At 58.9% G+C, this 19691-nt stretch carries 22 protein-coding genes; all 22 read right to left on the reverse strand.

Going from position 1 to position 19691, the window contains the following annotated elements; genetic code table 11:
• Positions 1 to 6: 6 nt before the first annotated feature.
• Positions 7 to 894, reverse strand: a complete 888-nt coding sequence (locus EPN96_03750; protein TAL17880.1) for a YicC family protein — start codon at positions 892 to 894, stop codon at positions 7 to 9.
• Complete coding sequence (locus EPN96_03755) at positions 894 to 1424, reverse strand: DUF4416 family protein (GenBank protein ID TAL17881.1); 531 nt, start codon at positions 1422 to 1424, stop codon at positions 894 to 896. The genes EPN96_03750 and EPN96_03755 overlap by 1 nt, the downstream gene beginning before the upstream one ends.
• Before the next feature lie 15 nt (positions 1425 to 1439).
• Entirely contained in the window at positions 1440 to 2441 is a 1002-nt protein-coding gene (rfaE1, locus tag EPN96_03760; GenBank protein TAL17882.1) for a D-glycero-beta-D-manno-heptose-7-phosphate kinase, read from the reverse strand.
• 64 nt (positions 2442 to 2505) lie between these two features.
• The gene (locus EPN96_03765) at positions 2506 to 3636 is read right to left on the reverse strand and encodes a glycosyltransferase family 1 protein (GenBank protein ID TAL17883.1); all 1131 of its coding nucleotides are present in this window, start codon (positions 3634 to 3636) and stop codon (positions 2506 to 2508) included.
• Positions 3633 to 4661, reverse strand: a complete 1029-nt coding sequence (locus EPN96_03770; GenBank protein ID TAL17884.1) for a glycosyltransferase family 9 protein — start codon at positions 4659 to 4661, stop codon at positions 3633 to 3635. Before EPN96_03770 ends, EPN96_03765 begins: the two co-directional genes overlap by 4 nt.
• Entirely contained in the window at positions 4658 to 5743 is a 1086-nt protein-coding gene (locus EPN96_03775; protein ID TAL17885.1) for a glycosyltransferase family 1 protein, read from the reverse strand. The genes EPN96_03770 and EPN96_03775 overlap by 4 nt, the downstream gene beginning before the upstream one ends.
• Positions 5740 to 6762, reverse strand: a complete 1023-nt coding sequence (locus EPN96_03780; GenBank protein ID TAL17886.1) for a glycosyltransferase family 9 protein — start codon at positions 6760 to 6762, stop codon at positions 5740 to 5742. The genes EPN96_03775 and EPN96_03780 overlap by 4 nt, the downstream gene beginning before the upstream one ends.
• Before the next feature lie 7 nt (positions 6763 to 6769).
• Positions 6770 to 7633, reverse strand: coding sequence for a glycosyltransferase (locus EPN96_03785; GenBank protein TAL17887.1), 864 nt, complete (start codon positions 7631 to 7633; stop codon positions 6770 to 6772).
• 31 nt (positions 7634 to 7664) lie between these two features.
• Positions 7665 to 8681 (reverse strand): glycosyltransferase family 2 protein, encoded by a 1017-nt coding sequence (locus EPN96_03790; GenBank protein TAL17888.1) that lies wholly within the window; start codon positions 8679 to 8681, stop codon positions 7665 to 7667.
• Positions 8682 to 8687: 6 nt separating this feature from the next.
• A complete protein-coding gene (locus tag EPN96_03795; protein TAL17889.1) occupies positions 8688 to 9380 on the reverse strand; it encodes a methyltransferase domain-containing protein in 693 nt (230 codons plus the stop codon).
• A 43-nt stretch (positions 9381 to 9423) separates the two neighbouring features.
• Positions 9424 to 10305 carry a hypothetical protein gene (locus EPN96_03800; protein ID TAL17890.1) on the reverse strand — a complete coding sequence of 294 codons (882 nt, stop codon included), beginning with the start codon at positions 10303 to 10305 and terminating at the stop codon, positions 9424 to 9426.
• Positions 10306 to 10545: 240 nt separating this feature from the next.
• Positions 10546 to 11667: a DegT/DnrJ/EryC1/StrS family aminotransferase gene (locus EPN96_03805; protein ID TAL17891.1), complete on the reverse strand. Its 1122-nt coding sequence runs from the start codon at positions 11665 to 11667 to the stop codon at positions 10546 to 10548.
• A gap of 3 nt (positions 11668 to 11670) precedes the next feature.
• On the reverse strand, positions 11671 to 12594 hold the full coding sequence (locus EPN96_03810) for an isomerase (protein TAL17892.1): 924 nt from the start codon (positions 12592 to 12594) through the stop codon (positions 11671 to 11673).
• 5 nt (positions 12595 to 12599) lie between these two features.
• Positions 12600 to 13622, reverse strand: a complete 1023-nt coding sequence (gene rfbB, locus EPN96_03815; protein ID TAL17925.1) for a dTDP-glucose 4,6-dehydratase — start codon at positions 13620 to 13622, stop codon at positions 12600 to 12602.
• Entirely contained in the window at positions 13619 to 14518 is a 900-nt protein-coding gene (gene rfbA, locus EPN96_03820) for a glucose-1-phosphate thymidylyltransferase (protein ID TAL17893.1), read from the reverse strand. Before rfbA ends, rfbB begins: the two co-directional genes overlap by 4 nt.
• Positions 14519 to 14585: 67 nt before the next feature.
• On the reverse strand, positions 14586 to 15341 hold the full coding sequence (locus EPN96_03825; GenBank protein TAL17894.1) for a glycosyltransferase family 2 protein: 756 nt from the start codon (positions 15339 to 15341) through the stop codon (positions 14586 to 14588).
• Positions 15341 to 15517, reverse strand: coding sequence for a Trm112 family protein (locus tag EPN96_03830; GenBank protein ID TAL17895.1), 177 nt, complete (start codon positions 15515 to 15517; stop codon positions 15341 to 15343). Before EPN96_03830 ends, EPN96_03825 begins: the two co-directional genes overlap by 1 nt.
• A 16-nt stretch (positions 15518 to 15533) precedes the next feature.
• On the reverse strand, positions 15534 to 16130 hold the full coding sequence (locus EPN96_03835; GenBank protein ID TAL17926.1) for an HAD family hydrolase: 597 nt from the start codon (positions 16128 to 16130) through the stop codon (positions 15534 to 15536).
• The gene (locus EPN96_03840; protein ID TAL17896.1) at positions 16085 to 16981 is read right to left on the reverse strand and encodes a hypothetical protein; all 897 of its coding nucleotides are present in this window, start codon (positions 16979 to 16981) and stop codon (positions 16085 to 16087) included. Before EPN96_03840 ends, EPN96_03835 begins: the two co-directional genes overlap by 46 nt.
• 1 nt (position 16982) lies before the next feature.
• Entirely contained in the window at positions 16983 to 18122 is a 1140-nt protein-coding gene (locus EPN96_03845; GenBank protein TAL17897.1) for a deoxyguanosinetriphosphate triphosphohydrolase, read from the reverse strand.
• 510 nt (positions 18123 to 18632) lie between these two features.
• Complete coding sequence (locus EPN96_03850) at positions 18633 to 18995, reverse strand: hypothetical protein (GenBank protein ID TAL17898.1); 363 nt, start codon at positions 18993 to 18995, stop codon at positions 18633 to 18635.
• A gap of 17 nt (positions 18996 to 19012) precedes the next feature.
• Positions 19013 to 19621 carry a transcriptional repressor LexA gene (lexA, locus tag EPN96_03855; GenBank protein TAL17899.1) on the reverse strand — a complete coding sequence of 203 codons (609 nt, stop codon included), beginning with the start codon at positions 19619 to 19621 and terminating at the stop codon, positions 19013 to 19015.
• Between the last annotated feature and the right edge of the window lie 70 nt (positions 19622 to 19691).

A 19691-nucleotide genomic window follows, 5' to 3' on the forward strand; every position in this document is an offset into this window, starting at 1 on the left:
CATCGCTCATTCTATGTTCTGGACCTGCTCGCGGATTCTTTCCAGCTCGGATTTCATTTCGACCACTATCGCGGAGGAATCGGCGTCGGGAGTCTTGGAGCCGATGGTGTTGACCTCGCGGTTCATCTCCTGAATGAGGAAATCTATCTTCCTGCCGACCGCGCCCTCCAGCGAGAGCATTTCGAGGAACTTTTCGATGTGGCTCCGAAGCCTCACCAGCTCCTCGTTCACGTCCACCCTGTCGGCGAAGAGGGCTATCTCCACGGCGAGGCGCTCGGCGACCGTGGCGTCGAAGATCACCTCGGGGACAAGCTCCCCTATCCTCTTTTCCAGCCGGAGCTTCTGCTCCGCGACGATGGAAGACCTTCGCCCCTCGATTTTCCCCATAAGCTCCGTCATTACCGCGAGCTTCCCCTTGAGGTCGCGCAGAAGGTCGTCTCCCTCGCGCCTCCGGAGGGCGTCCAGGTCAAGAAGCGCCTTCTCGAAAACCGGCTTCGCACCCTCCCAAAGCTCTTCCGGGTCGGCGGAAGGCTCCGCCTGCGTGTAGAGCGCGGGAATGGAGAGGAGATGGGCTATCTCTATGTCGCCGCCGATGGAAAGCTCCTTGCGGACCTTCTTCAGGTCCTCGAAGAGGGCCTTTGCGGTTTCGATATTGATGGAGGGGAGCGCGCCGCCGCTGCCGCGCCTGTCCCAGGAGGCGAAGACGCTCACCTGCCCGCGCGAAAGGTGGGCCTTGGCGAGGGTCTGCACGTTCATTTCAAGGATGGAGAGGTTCTGCGGGAGCTTCGCCGTGAAATTGAAATAGCGGTGGTTGACCGTCTTTATCTCGACGATCAGCTTTCTTCCCGCGACGACGGATTCCGCCGTCCCGTAACCGGTCATTGACCGCAACATTATCTTTTCTCTCTCTGCCGGATTTTATACCCGGCCCGAAGGGTGTTGAAAAACTCCACGATCCCGGGTTCGCGGTAATCCGGGTAGGTCCAGTCCAGGAATTTGAACTCCCCGAACTGGAAAAGATACTCTATCTCCGCCCAGATGCCTTTGCCGAGGTAGATGCGGTGTCCGGCGGGCTTTCCCGTCGCCAAAACGAACTGGGTGAGGTTGAGTAGCCCCGGATCGAGGTTGGCGCGTCTTCGGGTCCCTCCGGAAAGTTCGGTTTCCAGCGCGTTGGAACGAAGTTTAACGTCGGCGAGGGTTCCGGGGTCGACGAGTTCCTTCATAACGAAGAACCCCCTGCGTATCCCCTCTCCCATCTCGCGCTCGTAGTAGCCGGTGTGGCCGAAAGGGGCGAATTCCTTAACTTCTCCGATCTCTCCAAAGCTCTCCGCAACCTTCGCGGCCACGGGATCTTCGCCGAGCCCGCCCGACAGGAGGACTCCGAAGACGAGCAGGCAGGGGGCTGGGGGCTGTGGAACGCTCAAGGTGCTTTCAACTTCCTAGACACAGGCGGAAAGGGCTTCTTTAAGCTCCTCCGGCGTTACTACGGCGGTTCCGAGCTTGCCGACGACGATGCCGCTGGCGAGATTGGCGAGGTAAGCCGCATCGGCGATGTCGGCCCCGGCAGCCCAGGCCAGGGTGAAGACCGAGATCGCCGTATCTCCCGCGCCGGTGACGTCAAAGACGTCCCTGGCCATTGTCGGTATATGGGTGGGCGGCCCTTCCCTTCGCACCAGGGTCATGCCCCTCTCGCCCCTTGTGACCAGTATCGACTCGGTCCCGAGTTTTTCCATGAGAGCCTTCCCCGCCGCCGTGGCCTCTTCGTCGGTGGCGGTCCCGATGCCGCTCATCGCCTCGGTCTCGCGCGCGTTGGGCGTTATCACGCTTGCGCCCCGGTAGAGCGAGATATTTACCGGCTTCGGATCGACGCAGACCGGTATCGACTTCTGTTTCGCCAGCGCTATAACCTCGGTCATCAGCTCGGCGTGGACCACCCCCTTGCCGTAGTCGGAGACTATTATCGCCGAGGCCCCGGAAAGGGCCGAGAGGGCGCTCTCCCTCACCTTGCGGGAGACTTCGGGCGAAAGCGGCTTTTTTTCCTCGCGGTCGAAGCGGACGACCTGCTGGTGCTGGGCTATGACGCGGGTCTTTACCGCCGTGGGCCTAAGCCGGTCCACGACGAGGCCGGCGGGCTCGATTCCCGACCCCTTGAGCAGTAGCTCTATCTCGTCGGCCGCGACGTCGAAGCCCACCACGCCGACGGGGCAGGCGTTGCCGCCCAGCGAGCGGATGTTCCTCACGACGTTGGCCGCTCCGCCGAGGAGGTTCTTTTCCTCGCGCACGTCCACCACCGGCACGGGAGCCTCAGGCGAGATGCGATCCACGGTGCCGTACAGGAACCTGTCGAGTATCAGATCGCCTATCACCACCACCTTGCTGCCGCTCATTTTAGCCAGCAGGTGCGGGAGGTTTTTTATCAGCCGCTTTTTTATGTCCACCATCTTGGCATCCGCTCCGGGAGGCTGTTGTCAGGAGAAGTCCGCAAGTGGTTCAGTATACGATTTTTTAGCGCCCGGCAGAAAGGATATCCTTCAGGAGTTTTTCGTGTTCGAGGGCGAGGCGCTCCACGGTAAAGCGTTCGGCGACTATCCTTCTCGCCTCCCGTCCCATGCGCGACCTTCTCTCGGGAGCTTTCACCATATCGAGAATCCCTTTCGCCATCGCGGGAGGATCGGCGGGGGGAACCAGCAACCCGTTGACCCCCTCCTCCACAAGGTCCGGCAAAACGCCGATCCTCGTCGCCAAAAGGGGAACCCCGCACGCCATCCACTCGAGCCCTACCCTGCAGTTGGCCTCGCTGCCGGTGGAGGCCACGACGCCGAGGTCGAAAGAGCGAAGGACGGCGGGCAGATCCGGCCTTCTGCCGGTTATCCTCACCGCCCTTTCCAGGGAGGGGTCGGAGGAAATCTTCTTTCGCACCGCCTTCATCACGTCGTTTTCGGCCAGGTTCTTCACGAGGAGGACGAAGCCGAGGTTTTCCTTCTCCAGCAGGGCGAGGCGGGCTCCTTCGAGGAAGTGTACGTGGCCCTTGACATCTCCGAGCCTTCCCAGAAGCCCGACGAGAAAGGTATCTTCGGGAAAGGAAAGTTCGCTTCTAATCGCGGCTTTGCTTCCCTCGTCCGAGAACTCTCTCGCGTCTACGCCGCCGTGGATGGTGACGAGGCGGGGAAGTGCCCCGAGCCTGTCCCGGAGGTCCTTTTCGATTGAAGCGTTCGAGGCGACCACCCCCGAAAGGAGCTTACGGTAGACGAACCTGTTGAGTGGGTCGGAGCGGACCGGGCGCATGTCCCCTCGAACCCGGATAACAGGCACGCCAAGTGATTTCGCGGCGTAAGCGATGAACGGCAGTCCTTCCGAGCGGTGGACGATTACCGCGTCGTATTTTTCGCGCTTCAGAAGCTCTTTGAACCGGCCCGAAGCGGGCAAAGCCTTCCAGAAGCCGAGCCCCTTGGCGTTGAAGCCGTCCTCCCCGATGACCCGAAACCCGCGCTCGGCAGCCACCCGCGCCGAAAGGGAGTTTGCCCGCGTGAGGACGTGTATCTCGCATCCCCGCTTGGCCTGCGCTTCGGCGAGGTCGTAGGCGTACTGGACCTCGGCGTTGTACCAATGGATCTGGGTGACGTGAAGAAGCTTCACTTCTCACCTTCGGGCTTCGCTGCCCGTAGCGCCGCCTCGTAGACCGCCTCGGGAGTTATCTCCCTCATGCAGCGAAAGTGCGACCTGGGGCAGTCCCTGGCGCCGTGGAGGGAGCAGGGCCTGCATTCGAGCGAGGTTTCCACGACCTCGTCGCGCTCGCCGAGGGGAAAGAAGCCGAAATTTCTCACCGTCGGCCCGAAGAGGGCCACGACGGGGGTTCCCGAGGCGGTGGCGATATGAAGGGGGGAGGAATCGTTCGTCACGAGGACGCAGCTGAGGCCGAGGAGAGCCGAGGTCCCGAGAACGGCGGTCTTTCCCGCCGCCACCAGCCCCTTCGCGCCGGAAGCCGCGAGTATCCGTTTACCCGGCTCCTCGTCCTCCCCACCTCCGACTATGAGGATAAAGAAACCGCCCTCCGAGGCCTTTTTCGCAAGCGAAGTCCACTTTTCCTCCGGCCAGGCCTTCGTCGGCCACCTGGCTCCGGGGGCGAGCGCCATTATCCTCGAACTGCCGTCCCACCCGAGCATGCAGAGGGTCACAGCCGCCGCGTCGGGCGCGTCCTCGCCGGGGTAGAGGCGAGGGAGTTTTCTCTTTGCAGGGACGCCCAGCGGGGCCAGCGCGGCGATGTACTTGTCCACGACGTGGCTCTCGCGGAGGTTTTTCGCCGTGCCGAGGAGAAGGGCTATCCTCCGTCTGACCGCCCCCTTGCGGTAGACGCTCCACCTCGGCCCGCGCAGGAAGAGGCGAAGGAGGCGGGTGCGGAGGTTTGCGTGGAGATCGACGACGAAATCGTAGTTCTTCCCGGCCAGCAGCTTCGCCGTCCCGGCGGCGGAAATATTCTCGGGCCACGCTATCGTCTCGCCCACGGCGGGGTTTCCGGCGAAGACCTCGGTAAAGCCGGGCTTGGTGAGAATATCCGCCTTCACGCCCGGAAATGCGGCCGCAAGCGCCTCCACCGCCGAGGTGGCGAGAACGGTGTCGCCGAGCGACGAGAGGCGGATAAGGAGAATCTTCCGCTCCGTCACTTCAAAAGCTCCTCGTACACCCTGAGGTTTCCTTCCATCATCGCCCTTGCGCTGAACTTCTCGATAACCCTCTTTCGCCCCGCCTCGCCGAAAGCCGCGCGAAGCTCGGGGCTCTCCAGAAGGCGGATTATACCACCGGCAAGCGCCTTCGGGTCTTTCGCCGGGACCACGAAGCCCTGCTTTTCGTCCTCCACTATCTCGGGGATGCCTCCCGCACCGGTGACGACGACGGGAGTCTTCGAGGCGAGGGCGTCCATGACGATGGTGCCGAGCCCCTCCATGTGGGAGGACATGACGAAGATGTCGAGTCCGTCCATAATGGCGTCCACGTCCTTGCGAAAGCCGGTGAAGACGAGTTTGCCGCCGAGGCCAAGGGATTTTGCCTGCATCTTCAGCTCTTCCTCAAGCTCGCCGGAACCCACGATGACGAAACGGGTATTCGGATGGTTCGCCAGAACCAGAGGAACGGCGTCGATAAGGTATTTGAGCCCCTTGTGATCGGCGAGATGGGAGATGTTGCCCGCCAGAAGCTCGCCGGGAGCGAGCCCCAGTTCGCGCCTGAAACTCTCTCCGGAGCCGGGCCTGGTCTTGTCAGGGTCCACCCCGCTGTGAACAAGGCGAATCTTCTCGGGGCTTACCCCGAAATTCACAAGTATCTCTTTTATGGCCAAGCTTATCGCCACGAAACGGGCGACGCCGGAGCCGTATTTCCAGCGGTTGAAGAGGTGCTTTTTAGGGACGAAGTCCACCCGGCGGGTCACGATAACGTTCCTGAACCCCGCCAGCCGCGCCGCGACAAGGCCGATTCCCTGCGCGTGGGAGCTGTGGAGGTGAAGGTGGGTGAAATTGCCGGTTTTCAGGAGTTTAGCTATGCGCCGGGCTGAGAAGATGTCCCACTCGCCGCGCAGGGGCATCTCTTCCACGGAAAGCCCCTCGCCCTTCGCCCGCCTGTAAAGCTCGCCGGACTCGGAACAGACGAGGTGGGAGGAGACCCCAGCCTTCGTAAGCTCCCTGTGCAGGCTCATCACCTGCCCCTGCCCTCCCCGCCAGCTTTTTCCCGTATCGACGTGAAGAATTCTCATCTTTCTCCCAAAAGCTCCCTCACGGCGTCCATGACAGCGCGGGGGGAGATATCGGCCATGCAGCGAAAGTGTTTTTCCGGGCACTCGCGCCCGCCGTGGAGGCCGCAGGGGCGGCAGGAAAGGGAAGTTTCGACGACCCTGGAGTTCTTCCCGAGAGGCCCGAAGCCCAGCTCCCTCACCGTCGCGCCGAAAATGGCGACCGTGGGCGTGGATCTCGCGCCCGCAACGTGAAGGGGCGCGGAATCGTTCGTTATGAAGACCTCGAAGCGGTCCATCCACGCGGGCAGCGCCTTGAGCCGGGTCTTTCCGGCGGCGTTGACCGCCTCCGGGCCTATTTCAAAGGCTATTTTCTCAGCCAGAGGTGCGTCGTCAGGCCCGCCTATCAGCACGGGGCGAAGTCCGGCCTTTAAAAGCTCCCTCCCGACCTCGGCGAACCCGCCGGGAAGCCATCTTTTCGTGGCCCAGACCGAGCCGGGTGCTATTCCCGCGAGCTTCTCGCCCTCTTTTACTCCCGCCGCTTCGAGAAGCTCCGTAACCTCGCAGCCTTCCCTGCAGGTGTACCCGCAAAAGAGCGTTCGGTCTTCGGGGAGCGGCTCTTTTCCGAGGCCGCGAAGAAGACCGAGTATCCTGTCCGCCTCGTGGAGCTCCATCTTCCGCTCCACCTTGCGGTTGTAGGCGAAGGAAAACCCCGCCTGCCCGTACCCCACCCTGACCGGAATGCCCGAGAGCATGGCGATCAGCGAAGTCCGGTGGCTGCGGTGGGGGGAGAGCAAAAGGTCGAACCCTCCTCCCCTGATCTTTCCGAGAACGGCGCTAAACCCCTCCCTCTTTTTCTTGTCGAAGGTGAGTATGGCGTCCAGAAAGGGGTCCTCCTCGACGAGGGGGCGCGCCTCCGGCGTCGTCAGGAGGGTCAGGCGCGAGGAAGGAAAGAGCCTCTTGACACCGCGAAAGAGCGGCGTGGTCAGGACCACGTCGCCGAGAAAAGCCGTCTGGAATATGAGAATATTTTTAAAAGCCATTAATGCTTCAAGCGGGCTTTCTGAAATCGCCGTTAAGGTTCAGAACCACGGGCCGGTCGTCGTCAAGTGGGCTTAGCATACCGTATTCGCATCTGTAATCCCCCTTTCGTATCTCGGCAATGCGCTTTTTGTAATATTCTTTGTTGGGGCGGGTTCCGCCACTGTTCGTCGGGTGGAAGAGGTGCACGGGAACCTCGATCGTCGTCACGTTGCGCCCCTTTGCCCCGTAGCTGTAGAGCCGCCAGCCCAGGTCGTCGTCCTCGTTCCCCCACCCCTTGTACATCTCGTCAAAGCCGTTCACCGCCATGAAATCCTCTTTGAAGAGGGCGAGGACGCCGCTACGCAGCTTGGGACCGATGGGACGCAGGCGCAGCCTGTGCAGCACCCGGTAAAAGGCGTCTTTGCGGTGCTGCTTTTTGACTCCGGCCCACTGCTCCGGGGTTATAAGGCCGGAAAAATCGGCGACCGTTATCATTTCGTCGGTAACGAGGTCCGTCTGTTCGCTCGTGAGCCGCACCGGCCATGATACCAGAAACTCCTTTTCACGGGCGTTGTCGACGAAGGTTTTTATGTAGTTTTTTGTGAAGACGATATCCTGGTCGGCGAAGACAAGAAAATCACCCCCCGCTATCCTCGCTCCGTTGTTGCGCGTCCTGGCCGCGCGAAACCCCCTGTCTGCGTGGGTGACGCATCTGACGGGAAAAGCCAGCGAAGGAGCCAGGGTCCTCAGCATTCCGGCGATATCGGCGGAGGAACCGTCATCGGCCACTACCGCCTCATCGGGCCGCAGAGACTGGCTGTTTGCGGAAAGAAGCGCTTTCCTGAGAAAACCGGGCTGGTTGTAGGAAGTGACTATGAGGGAAATTTTCATTAAACGAAGATTCCTTGTGCTGACCGGCCCGCTATCTCTTGAGGGATAAAAATCTCAGGCGCAATCCCCTCCAGAAGGGGAAACCGATAGTTCCGGCCGTCCCGACGTCCCAGACATCCTTGAAGCCAAGACCCCCGGCTACGGACTCCCTCATCGCCCGGTCCCATCTTCTGGAAAGAAGAGCGCGGAAACAGTCCGGGTCGTACAGGCGGGAGGCGTCGTTAGACTCGGCAAGCCGCCTTACCCAGGATGCCAGCTTTCTCATGGTTCCGGCGTCCGTCAGGCTTTCCTGCCGACGGCTGGCGTGAACCAGCGTCAGGTGAAGGGCTTTTTCTTCTCCGGAAGGTTCGCCGATAAGGCGGGCAAGCTGCCGGAATCTCACCCTGTCCGCGAAAGAGGCCTGCTCGCCTCCAGACTTACTGGTGACCGAACCGGGGTGGAAGCGGTAAAAAACCAGCGCCTCCGGTATGTTGTGAAAAACCGCCCCCGCCTCGGCCATGCGAACCCAAAGATCGTAGTCCTGAGCCTTCTTGAATTCCTCGGCGTACGAAATATCGCGGCTGTCGAGGAATGATTTCCTCATCATCACGGTCGGGTGGAACAATGAGCTGCTTAAAAAAAGATTCGCCTTTATCCGGCGGTCGTCTACAGGGTGTTTGCCGGTTCCAGCCCTATCGCCCATGCGCCGTATCCACGAACCGCACACGTCAATGGACCTGTTATTCTCCAAAAGCTCCAGCTGCCGCGCAAAACGTTCGGGATGGGCTACGTCGTCTGCGTCGATCCGGGCTATGTACTTCCCCTCCGCGGCCCTTATGCCGCAATTCAGGTTTTTCGTAAGCCCCTGATTCTCCGGATTCTCTATGAGCTTTATCCGTTTGTCCAGCCCGGCGTACTCTTTAAGGACGCCAAGGCTTCCGTCGGTGGAAGCGTCGTCGAGGATAATAAATTCAAAGTCGCTGTAAGTCTGAGCAAGAATGCTTTCAACGGCGCCTTGCAGAAACAGCCCGCCATTGTACTGCGACATGATAACCGACACCATTGGCATGGCGGTTTACCTGAAAAACCCGAAAACTTTTTTCAGTTTCCTTGACAGCCTTTTTCCTTTGAGCTCTTCGATTTTCCTGATCTTCGCTTCGTACATTTCCGGCAATATGTAGACATTGCCGTCCCACACGGGAATCGCGAACCGGGAGGCGATCTCCTTTTTCACGACAAGAAACATATTCTGCCTGTACCAGAGGGCTATTTCGCTGTTTTGCCAGAACACGGGCCGGAAAGCGTCGAGGAACACGTAGCCCCTGGCGGCGAAACGGTCCCGCCAGTACTGCGGATATTGCTCGTTTTTATGCTCGAAGCCCCCCTGCCCCGGAAAAGCCGCGGAAAACACAATCACATCCGAAAGGCCGACAAGAAAATCGAGAAAACCGTCGGCCGCCGAAGGGTCTATGTGCTCGGCCACTTCCAGACAGTTTACCAGGTCCGCCTTCTCAAGTTTCGGATACCCCTTTTCAAAGTTAACAACCTGAACGACGGCCTTGTCGACGAGGGTATCTTCCGTAAGGACGTGACAATTGTCCAAACCTTTTATGTCGAGGCCGTTCTCCAGGTAGGCCAGAAGCCACGACCCCAGGCCGCAGCCGACGTCGATTACGGAACGGGCTTTCGTTACCTCGACTATGTACGGAACCATTATCTGCGCCGAGCGCCGGCTTACTTCCCTGCTGGCGTACTTGAAAACTGCCATTTTTTATCTCCGGGATTCTTGAAATGCCTTAAAATCGGGAAAACTACGCTACGACGGACAGTGAAATCCTGTCATCGCCCCTGGCGATGGTTACGCTGTCCGGCAAATATACGATTTTATTCAAAGAATATGGAATATTTAATTCCAGCCTGTAGCCGTCGAGATAATATTTGTTCAATTGCAGCACATCGGTGCAGCCGTGCCTGTTCGTAGGCACTATATGGGAAACCTTGTTTAGCGGCACCATCGTCATTTTTGAAATTACCGGGGAAGACCCGTTTCCGTACAGTTTTAATTTTTTACAGTACTTAGACAGATACATTTCAAGAGTTATGGGATTATGAACCAATATCTTGTCTATGAGCTTTACCAAAGACTTCCGGTCGTAAAACGTTCCGTCGATGGCGAAAGGATAGGTCCAGGAATATTCGCTTCTGTCTTTAAAATAATTCCAGAACATCAGGCCGTCGCTTGTTCCGATATCCTTTGGACAGTCATCAAGGTTGCTACCTAGAAACATGCGGTAAGACGCATTGTCAGGGGTTTTTCTTATGTGATTCATCGCTCTTTCGGGAAAAGCTTCCTCGCCTATGAAAACACAGTCATCCGTATTGAACGATAAGAATTCACTTTCGTCGCTTTTAAGTATTTCAAGCAATAATGGCTGGAAATTGTCTGCTTTTCTTATATGAGAGCGTTTGAAAAAGGTTTTAAAATTTCGTGTTTTGGGAATAAAGATTCTTGCAAGTTGAAAACCCAACCCGGCACGCCCGGATCTCTCGTAAAAATTAACGCCTTTAGCTTTCCATGTCTTTATCAGCTCTTGATATCCTTCGACATGCGGTCCGTCGGCGTGCCAGACCACACTTATTTTCAAAGGTCTGCAAACCAGAAATTTTTCAATTGAAGACAATACGCTGTCCAATTGCATTGCCCGATTGTATGAAAAAACAATCACATGAGAACTTCCGGCATTTTTTGCCAACGAATTCATCATTGCGCCTCAACAAACCTTATCAGGGAATAACCTTTTACCTTCCGCCCGTGCGCGTTCGCGGTCCCTGAGAGATGCGGGACGATAAAATCCGCGCCGGTAAAGCGGCTCAGGGGCGGTCTGTTCTTTGGATTCATACGTTTCCCCCCTGAATTCTTATTATTTCCGCCCTTATAAGGCTTTTTCGCTTTCCCTCAAAGCCAAAACAACCCCCTCCACGACTTCCAGCGCTTCGCCCTCCGTCATGTGAGGCCCCATCGGGAGGCTGAGAACCGTTCCGGCCAGCTTTTCCGCCACAGGGAAACTTCCTTCCCCGAAACCCATTTTCGCGTAGGCCCCGCTCCGGTGCGGCGGTACCGGGTAGTGTATCAGCGTCCCGATTCCCTTCCCCTCCAGCTTCTTTTGAAGCTCTTCTCTCCGGGGGCTCTCCACTACAAAGAGGTGCCAGACCGGCTCGCACCCTTCGGGAACGGTAGGAAGCGCCAATGAGGGGATATTTGAAAGCTCCTTCAGGTAGAGCGACGCTATCTTCCTCCGCCTCTTGTTCCATTCGTCGAGGAGCGGGAGTTTTTCGGACAGGAGGGCTGCCTGAAGCTCGTCGAGGCGCGAATTGTACCCCGCCATCTCGTTTTCGTACTTCACCCTCGATCCGTAGTTCCTGAGCACCCGGATTTTCTCGGCCAGCTCCGGGTCGTTTGTCGTCACCGCCCCGCCGTCGCCATAACAGCCGAGGTTCTTTCCGGGGTAGAAGCTGGTGGCCGCGGCGTGGCCGAGAGAGCCGGTGCGCCTGCCCCGGTAGAGCGCCCCCTGCGCCTGCGCGTTGTCCTCTATCACCCTGAGGCCGCGCCTTTGGGCGATCTCCATCACTGGCGCCATGTCGGCGGGGGTTCCGTAGAGGTGGACGGCCATTATCGCCTTCGTATTCCGGGTTATCGCGGCTTCGATACGTTCGGGGTCTATGTTCCTGGTCTTCGAGTCGGGCTCGACGGGAACGGGAACCGCTCCGGCGTGGGAAACTGCCAGCCAGGTGGCGATATAGGTGTTGGAGGGTACGATTACCTCGTCGCCGGGGCCGATTCCATAGCCCCGGAGTATCAGGTGGAGTCCGTCGAGGCCGCAGGCTACACCGACACAATGATCGGCTCCGCAGTAATTCGCGAATTTCTTCTCGAAGCTCTCCGTTTCGCGCCCGAGGATGTAATTGCCGGACTCCATCACCCTGCGGTACGCGAGGTCGAGGTCATCCTTAAGCTCCGCGTAGCCCCGTTTCAGGTCGAGAAAGGGAATCCCCATTCGTCAAAACGCCTTGACGTATTCCAGAAACTCGAGCTGGTCCCGGATGTAGTCGCCCGCGTCGTAAGGGTGGGAGGCCAGCACCATGAGGACAGCGTCGGCGGAGAAGTTCGTCAGCCTCCCCCAGGTCGGCGGAGGAAGGTAGAGGCCCGTGTTGGGCTTGTCGAGCACGTATTCCCTTCGCGTCGAGCCGTCGTCGGTGTGAAGGGTGACCGACCCCTTGAGGCAGACAAGGAACTGGTGGCATTCCTTGTGGGCGTGGCCTCCCCTGCCGACGCCGGAGGGCACGCCGAAGATGTAAAAAAGTCGCTTGGGAACGAAGGGCAGTCCCTGCTCGAAATCCAGCTCGACCAGAGCGCCCCGCTTGTCGTTTACGGTTTTAAGCTCATTTTGCACCACTCTGGGGCGCATCTTCATAACCGAAAGCTGGTCTTCGGGCTCGCAGGTCTCCTCTTCTTTGTCCACCCAGCCGACGATGCAGGCGGGGCTGCCCACGACTATGGCGTAGGGAGGCACGTTGCGGGTGACCACCGCGCCCGCGCCGACCATCGCCTTTCTTCCGATCGTGAGGCCGGGGAGGATGGTGGCGTTCGCGCCCACAGAGGCCTGGGCCTCGACGACGGTTTCGACGTACTTTTCAGGGCGATTTTGTCTTCCGGGGTATTTTTCGTTGGTGAAGGTGACGTTCGGCCCGATAAAAACGTCGTCCCCTATGCGGACCCCGTCCCAGATGAAGACCCCGCTCTTGACCGTCACCCTGTCTCCCACCCTCACGTCGTTTTCGATGAAGGTGTGGTCGCAGATGTTGCAGCCGGCGCCGACGACCGCGCCGGGAAGGATGTGGGCGAAAGCCCAGACCCTCGTTCCCTCGCCCAGTTGCGCTCCCTCCTCCACAATCGCCTTTTCGTGTATGAAGACGCTTCGCATGGCCTTTACCTTTCGAGTCTTCCCGAGTAATTTCTCTCGCAGTAGTCCATGTATTCGCGGCTCATGACGCGCCGCCACCACCTTTCGTTCGCAAGATACCACTGAACCGTCTCGCGAAGGCCGGTTTCAAAGTCCTTTATCGGCACGAACCCCAATTCCCTTTTGGCTTTCCCGGAGTCGATGGCGTAGCGCCGGTCATGGCCGGGGCGGTCCTTTACGTAGCTGATAAGCGTCTCGGGCTTTCCGAGGAGTTTCAGTATGCTCTTTACGATAACGACGTTCGTCGTTTCCGCTTCGCCCCCCATATTGTAGGCCTCGCCGGGGATTCCCCTCTCGGCGGCTAGAAGCAGCCCTGCGCAGTGGTCCTCTACGTGTATCCAGTCGCGGACGTGCATACCGTCGCCGTAGACGGGAAGTTTCTCGCCGCCAAGGGCTTTTATTATCATCAAGGGTATAAGCTTTTCCGGAAACTGGAAGGGGCCGTAGTTGTTCGAGCAGCGGGTTATTATCACCGGAACGCCGAAGGTCCGGCCGTAAGCCCTGCAAAGGAGGTCGGCGGCCGCCTTGGAGGCGGAGTAGGGGCTGTTCGGGGCGAGAGGGGACTCCTCGGTGAAGCGCCCTCGCTCCCCCAGCGAGCCGTAAACCTCGTCGGTGGAGACCTGCACGAATCTGACCTGGCCCGCCTTCGAGGCGGCCTCCAGAAGGGTCTGCGCGCCGAGGGTATTGGTCCTGACGAAATCGGAGCCGGAGAGGATGGAGCGGTCCACGTGGCTCTCGGCGGCAAAATTTATCAGCGTGTCGATCTTGCGCGTTTGCATAAGCTCAAGGGCGAGCCCCCCGTCGCAGATGTCTCCCCTGACGAACTCGTACCTTCCGGTGTTTTCAAGACCCGCGAGGTTTTCGGGGTTTCCGGCGTAGGTGAGCAGATCGAGGTTCACCACCCTCGCTTCGGGGCGTCTTTCGAGGACCAGACGGACAAAGTTGGAGCCGATGAACCCCGCGCCGCCCGTCACGAGGATATTTTTCATCTCGTGGGGGGCCAAAGTTTCTTCCTGTCCTTGAATTCCCTCTGGATTTCCCTGAGATAGTCTGCGTACTCGCAGTCCGGCAAGGTCGCCACGAGAGCGGCGTACTCCTCGAAGCCGATGAATCCCTTGCGAAGCGCCAGTTCTTCCGGGCAGCCGATCTTCAGCCCTTGTCTGGATTCGATTATCTGGACGAAGGTGCTGGCCTCGTGGAGGCTGGTGGCCGTCCCGGTGTCGAGCCAGGCGGTGCCCCTGCCCATTATCGAAGCCCTGAGCCGCCCCCTTTTCAGATACTCTTTGTTGACGTCGGTTATCTCAAGCTCGCCGCGGACACCCGGCAGAAGGTTCCGGCAGATTTCAACGACTTCGGGGCCGTAGAGGTAAAGGCCGGGCACAGCCCAGGAACTTTTCGGCTCGTCGGGCTTTTCCTCGATGGAGACGACATTGCCCTCGCCGTCGAATTCGACGATGCCGTAGCGCCGGTGATCCTTGACGCGGTAGGCGAAGATATGCGCCCCCTCCTCGAAAAAGGGGAATATTTTGTCGAACTCGTAACTGCCGTAAAAGATGTTGTCGCCCAGGATGAGGGTAACGGGCTCGCCCGCGATAAAGTCCTCGGCGATAAGGAAAGCCTCCGCAATCCCCTTCGGCTCCGGCTGCTCCCTGTAGCAAAGGGTTATCCCCCACCTCTTGCCGTCTCCCATAAGCGCCTCGAAGCGCGGCAGGTCCTCCGGGGTGGAGATGACGCAGATATCCCTTATTCCCGCGAACATGAGGGTGGTCAGCGGGTAGTAGATCATCGGCTTGTCGAAGACGCGCTGCAACTGCTTGCTTGCGGTCAGCGTCAGCGGATACAGCCTCGTCCCCGCTCCCCCGGCGAGGATTATTCCCTTTCGCATCCTTCGGCCCCCTTTTAATATTCAAGACACTTTTATGTTTACAAACCCGCGACTCCGGCAAACTATTTCAGCGATTCTTTGTACTTCTCTGCTGTTCCAGGGCCAGCGCGTATTTCATGTAGGCTCCGAAGCCCGAGACCACCGCGACGGTAAGGCCGTAAAAGCCGTCAACGTAACCCCTGCGAAGGACGAGCTGCTTGAAGAACCGCCCGAAGCCGTGGGCCACCGGGGCGAAAACGCCTATCATCCCGCCCTTCTCCAGCAGCTGCTTCGCCCCCCTCGCCGCGAATTTGTCGATTCTCTTTATGAGGTCGCGAAGGTCGGCGTAGGAGTAGTGCAGCAGGTCCGCCCTGAGTTTTTTGTTCCTTCCGCCGACCACCGAGGCGTGGCCGATTACGTTGGTGTAGGCGCACTTTCTCCTGTCGTAGAGGCGGGTCACGTAGTCGGGGTACCAGGTCTTTATCCACTTGTCGCCGATAAAGGTCTTTCTTCTCACGGCGTAGGAATCGAAGGGGGCTTTTTCGAGGTCGAGGGCCATGATTGCGGCAACCGCCTCGTCCTCGAAGCGCTCGTCGGCGTCGATGCTGAAGATCCAGTCGTTTTTGGCGAAGGGAACGCCGTAATTCTTCTGGGGGCCGTCGCCGAGGTAGGGCTGAACCAGCACCCTGGCCCCCGCTTTTTCCGCAAGCTCTACGGTGCGGTCGGTCGAGCAGGAATCGACGACGATAACCTCGTCGCAGACCCGTAGCGCCGAAGCCACGACGGCCTCTACGTTTTGCTCTTCGTTCAGGGTGATAATCGTCGCGGTTATCGGCCTTGCCATCAGTCGCCTTCGATCGGCTTTGCCTTGTCGGCGATGAGGACGGGTATCCCCTCTTCGACCGGGTAGCGAAGTGAGCACTCGGGGCAATCGAGCGCGTCAAGTTCCTCGCGGTAGATGAGGGCTCCCTTGCATCTGGGGCAGACAATTATTTCGAGAAGTTCTTTTTTTAACGCCATGTGAGTTCAGCTTTCCTTACGTTGTCCCCGGCCAGCCCATTTTAACCTTGCGGGCGAAAGAGGCAAGGTTTCCGGCGATAATGTCGGGAATTATTTTCTTTGCCGCGAGTTTTTCGCGCTCTTTGCGCCCGTAGCCGGTGAGGACGAGGGCGGTTTTACACCCCGCCCTGACCCCCGCCTCTATGTCGGAAACCTTGTCGCCCACCATCCAGGACCGTTTAAGGTCGATACCGTGGGTTTTAGCGGCGGAAAGGAGCATTCCGGGAGAAGGCTTGCGGCAGTCGCAGGTTCCGGTGAAATCAGGGTGGTGAGTGCAGCAGACGAAAGCGTCGATAAGAAAGCCGACCCTGCGGTTCAGTTCGGCGTTAAGCGTATCGACCGTCTTTTCGTCGAACATTCCCCTCGCCACGCCGGACTGGTTGGTTATTACGACGAGGAGGTATCCCTCCTCCTTGAGCAGGCGAAGCCCCTCGACGGAACTTTTGAAGACCTTCAGCTTGCCGGCCGTCGAAAGGTAGTTGACCTCCCTGTTTATCGTGCCGTCGCGGTCAAGAAAGACAGCATTTCTCACCGGGCCATCCTCTTGGGGACCCTGAACCGCCGGTGAACCCAGAACCACTGTCCGGGCCTCCTGCGTATCGCCCGCTCCATCCACCGGTCGAACTCCATTGTGAAGCTCCTTACCAGTTCTTCCCTGCTCCCCTCCTCCGGAGGTTTTATCACCCCGTCGAAGTGGACCACGAAGCCGTCTTTCACCCTCTCGCTCCAGCAAAAGACGACCGGCGCGCCGCTGCGGAGGGCGATTAGTGCGAGGCCGGGGTTGGTGGAGACGGGGCGGCCGAAAAACTCGCTCAGGATTCCCTCCTTGGCCTGAGCCCGCTGGTCGAGCAGGAATCCCGCTATCTCCCCCGCGGAAAGAGCGCGCAGCACCGGCCGAAGGGCATTCCTGTGGTGGATGAACTTCGTGCCGAAGTGCTCCCTGGTCGCGGTTATTAAGTCGTCTATCTTTGGATTTTTTATTCGTTTTCCGACCACGTTCAACTTGTAGCCGCGCGCCGCCAGAGCGAGACTGGAGTATTCCCAGTTGCCCTGATGGCTGGTAAGCAAAAGGACTCCCTTCCCTCCCGCAAGCGCCTCTTTAAGTATCTCCTCGCCCTCGTAACGGACGAGCTTTTCCATCTTGTCGCGGTCAAGTGAGGGGACGGCAAGAATCTCGACCGCGACCCGCCCGAGATTCCGGAGGGATTCCTTCATTATCGAACGGGCTTCCTCCTCCCCAACCTCGGGCATGGCGTATTTAATGTTTTCGAGGATTAGCCTTCGCCGCGAGGGGAGCGCGAACCCCGCGAAAGCGCCGAGGAATTTCCCGAGGGAAGCCCGCCCCCCCTCCGGCAGCGCGAGAACGAGCGCCCGCATGAACCGAAGGAGCAAATACTGAAGCCGGTAGGATATTTTCTCGGCCATCTCAGACTTTTTGGTAGGGATCGAAGAGTCTTCTGTACTCGTCGATGCACTGGCGGTCGGTCATGGAAGCCACGGCGTCGCACACCACCCGGAAAAGCCCCTCTTCCTTCGCCCTCTCGCGGAGCGAAAGGTGCAAAAGCCCGGGATTTTGGGCGTAGGCGTTAAAGAGGTCGGTCAAAAAGCGCTCCGCCTTGAAACGCATCGTCTCGACCTTGGGGTGGCGGTAAAGTTTTTCCATCAGGAATTTTTTAAGCTCGCGGTTCTTCTCTTCCATCGCGGGAGACCTCCTGACCAGCCTCGCTCCGCAATTCCTTACGTCATCAAGGTCTTTTACCCCGGAGCCGGAGAGGGCCCTTTCGGTCTCCTCCACGAGGTCTTGCATCATCGTCCCGATGAGGCGGCTTATAGTCTGGCTAACCGCCTCGCGCCCGGCTATCCCCGTCATCCTCGCCAAAACCTCTTCCCAAGTTTCCCTCCAGAGTCTTATCTCCATGAGTTCGCCGAGGGAGACGTAGCCCGCTTCGAGGCCGTCGTCTATGTCGTGGTTATTGTACGCTATCTCGTCGGCGAGGTCGATAAGCTGGGCTTCGAGGGTCGGCTGAAGGGAAGGCTCGTACTGCGTTAGCGAGATGAAGTCGGGCTTGTCCCAGCTCGATGAGTGCTTGACTATCCCCTCGCGGACCTCGAAGGTGAGATTCAGGCCAGGAAAGGAGGGGTGTCTCTTTTCCAGCAGGGTGACGACCCGAAGCCCCTGGAGGTTGTGCTCGAAGCCGCCGTTTTCGGCCATGAGGCGGTTAAGAACCTCTTCGCCGGTATGTCCGAAAGGGGTATGGCCGAGATCGTGGGCGAGCGCAAGCGCCTCGGTCAGCTCCTCGTTGAGGCCCAGCCTTCTGGCGAGCCCGCGGGCTATCTGGGCGACCTCCAGGCTGTGGGTGAGGCGCGTACGGTAGTAGTCTCCCTCGTGGTTGACGAAGACCTGCGTCTTGTACTCGAGCCTGCGAAAAGCCGCCGAATGGATTACCCGGTCGCGGTCCCGCTCGAAAGCGGGGCGGCCGTCCTTGAGTTCCTCGCCGTGCTCCCTTCCCCGGCTTTCGGCGCTTCTGGCCGCGTACGGCGCCAGATCTTCCCGTTCGCCCCTCATATTTTTCCCATCAAAATCTTCTCATTGCCCCAATGGTTTTTAAAGGTTCGTCACGAAGGGATTTCTTCATCGAGAGGCTTTTAAAAACGTCGCGAGAGCCCCGGATTCAAAGAGACGCCAAGCGAGAGGAGATTCGCAACGACCAGTTAACGCATCCTCTTCTTCATCAGCTGAAAAAACGTCGCCCTTTGCCCACAGGCTGCGCAAACCAAGATGCAGGGTTCAGAATTCACCGGCGCGGCTTTCCGTTCCAGGCGAGGAATCCCACAGCGAAAGGTGAGGCAGTAGCAGCGCTACGGCGAACCTTGAGCGAGGACATGACGAAGCCGGGGGCGGAAAGGATGCGCCGGGTAACTACGGTTAACCTATCAGATAGAAAGAAGACGGGCAACACCAATGGAAGGAATACCAGGCAGCAAAAAAGGACGCCCCCCCGGAGAGCGTTTTCACCGCGTAGCTGGTTCAGGTTTTATCACTATAACAGGCTGCGGCCTTACGGCCTTTCCTCACTCAGGCGGCTACCCAGAGGGCGGCTCGAATCCCCGCCACTCCGAAACCGAAGGAGAGGAGGAAGGCCACAACTCCGGCGAAATCCGCGACGGCGGGCCTTGCCCGCCTCGGCTTTGCGGCGGCTGAAAAACCGAGCAGAAGAAGGGCGTAGGCTACGGCTGTCAGAAGAAGCAGCCAGGCGGAGTCCCCGATGATGCGCATCGGATCGAGTCCGAACCCGCCGGCCCACAGGTGGGCGCTAAAGACGAACCCCGCCATCACCCCGGTGACGCAGAGAAGAAATTTCAGGAAACTGCAAAGAACCGAACCTTTTTCCGTTTTGGCGACTCTCTTTTTTCTCTGATAGACGATTACGACTTTCATGACTTATCTCCTGGGCCTCAGCGGCAGTGCCTGATAACGCCTATGACGATTCCCTCTATCCTAAAGTCCCTCTCGGGGCCGACTTCGATGGTGGGTACGAAGGGGTTAGCGGAGCGAAGCTCAATCTTCTGGCCCAGCTTGTAGTAATGTTTGACCGTCGCCTCGCCGTCCACGAGAGCGACGACCGTCTTACCATTTGCCGCGTCGCTCTTTCGGGCGACGACGACGAGATCGCCGTCCATTATCCCGTCGCCTACCATCGAGTCGCCCTTTACCCGGAGGACGAAATTCTCTCCCGCTCCGATCATCGTAGGCGGAACCTCGACCGAGTCGGGATTAGATATGGCTTCGATGGGCCTTCCGGCCGCGACGAAACCGAGCAGCGGCAATTCCAGCGCCGCCTGCTCGAACCCCACCGGCTCGATCGCCCTCTTCGCGTTCCAGGGGCGCTTTAAAAGCCCCTGCCGTTCGAGCCTCACGAGGTAATTCTGTACGGTGCCGAGCGACTTGAAGCCGAACCTGTCGGCGATCTCCCGCTGCGAGGGAGCGTAGCCGCGCCTCGCCATGAACTCACCGATGTAGTCGAGGAGGTTTTTCTGTTTCGGGGTTATCCGTTTCGTTTCCATGCCTGGACTATATGCGTAAGTTATGCGTAAGTCAACGACAAAAAAATGCCGCTCCGGTTTTTTTACCGGA

The organism is bacterium (assembly GCA_004322275.1).
Taxonomy (GTDB): Bacteria; Desulfobacterota; Deferrisomatia; order Deferrisomatales; family BM512; genus SCTA01.

Excerpts from the sequence above, each read along its gene's own strand:
- EPN96_03750 (TAL17880.1), bottom strand. The coding sequence starts at position 894 with ATGTTGCGGTCAATGACCGGTTACGGGACGGCGGAATCCGTCGTCGCG.
- rfaE1 (TAL17882.1), bottom strand. The coding sequence starts at position 2,441 with ATGGTGGACATAAAAAAGCGGCTGATAAAAAACCTCCCGCACCTGCTG.
- EPN96_03775 (TAL17885.1), bottom strand. The coding sequence starts at position 5,743 with ATGAGAATTCTTCACGTCGATACGGGAAAAAGCTGGCGGGGAGGGCAG.
- EPN96_03780 (TAL17886.1), bottom strand. The coding sequence starts at position 6,762 with ATGGCTTTTAAAAATATTCTCATATTCCAGACGGCTTTTCTCGGCGAC.
- EPN96_03785 (TAL17887.1), bottom strand. The coding sequence starts at position 7,633 with ATGAAAATTTCCCTCATAGTCACTTCCTACAACCAGCCCGGTTTTCTC.
- EPN96_03790 (TAL17888.1), bottom strand. The coding sequence starts at position 8,681 with ATGCCAATGGTGTCGGTTATCATGTCGCAGTACAATGGCGGGCTGTTT.
- EPN96_03795 (TAL17889.1), bottom strand. The coding sequence starts at position 9,380 with ATGGCAGTTTTCAAGTACGCCAGCAGGGAAGTAAGCCGGCGCTCGGCG.
- EPN96_03805 (TAL17891.1), bottom strand. The coding sequence starts at position 11,667 with ATGGGGATTCCCTTTCTCGACCTGAAACGGGGCTACGCGGAGCTTAAG.
- EPN96_03810 (TAL17892.1), bottom strand. The coding sequence starts at position 12,594 with ATGCGAAGCGTCTTCATACACGAAAAGGCGATTGTGGAGGAGGGAGCG.
- rfbB (TAL17925.1), bottom strand. The coding sequence starts at position 13,622 with ATGAAAAATATCCTCGTGACGGGCGGCGCGGGGTTCATCGGCTCCAAC.
- rfbA (TAL17893.1), bottom strand. The coding sequence starts at position 14,518 with ATGCGAAAGGGAATAATCCTCGCCGGGGGAGCGGGGACGAGGCTGTAT.
- EPN96_03825 (TAL17894.1), bottom strand. The coding sequence starts at position 15,341 with ATGGCAAGGCCGATAACCGCGACGATTATCACCCTGAACGAAGAGCAA.
- EPN96_03830 (TAL17895.1), bottom strand. The coding sequence starts at position 15,517 with ATGGCGTTAAAAAAAGAACTTCTCGAAATAATTGTCTGCCCCAGATGC.
- EPN96_03840 (TAL17896.1), bottom strand. The coding sequence starts at position 16,981 with ATGGCCGAGAAAATATCCTACCGGCTTCAGTATTTGCTCCTTCGGTTC.
- EPN96_03845 (TAL17897.1), bottom strand. The coding sequence starts at position 18,122 with ATGAGGGGCGAACGGGAAGATCTGGCGCCGTACGCGGCCAGAAGCGCC.
- EPN96_03850 (TAL17898.1), bottom strand. The coding sequence starts at position 18,995 with ATGAAAGTCGTAATCGTCTATCAGAGAAAAAAGAGAGTCGCCAAAACG.
- lexA (TAL17899.1), bottom strand. The coding sequence starts at position 19,621 with ATGGAAACGAAACGGATAACCCCGAAACAGAAAAACCTCCTCGACTAC.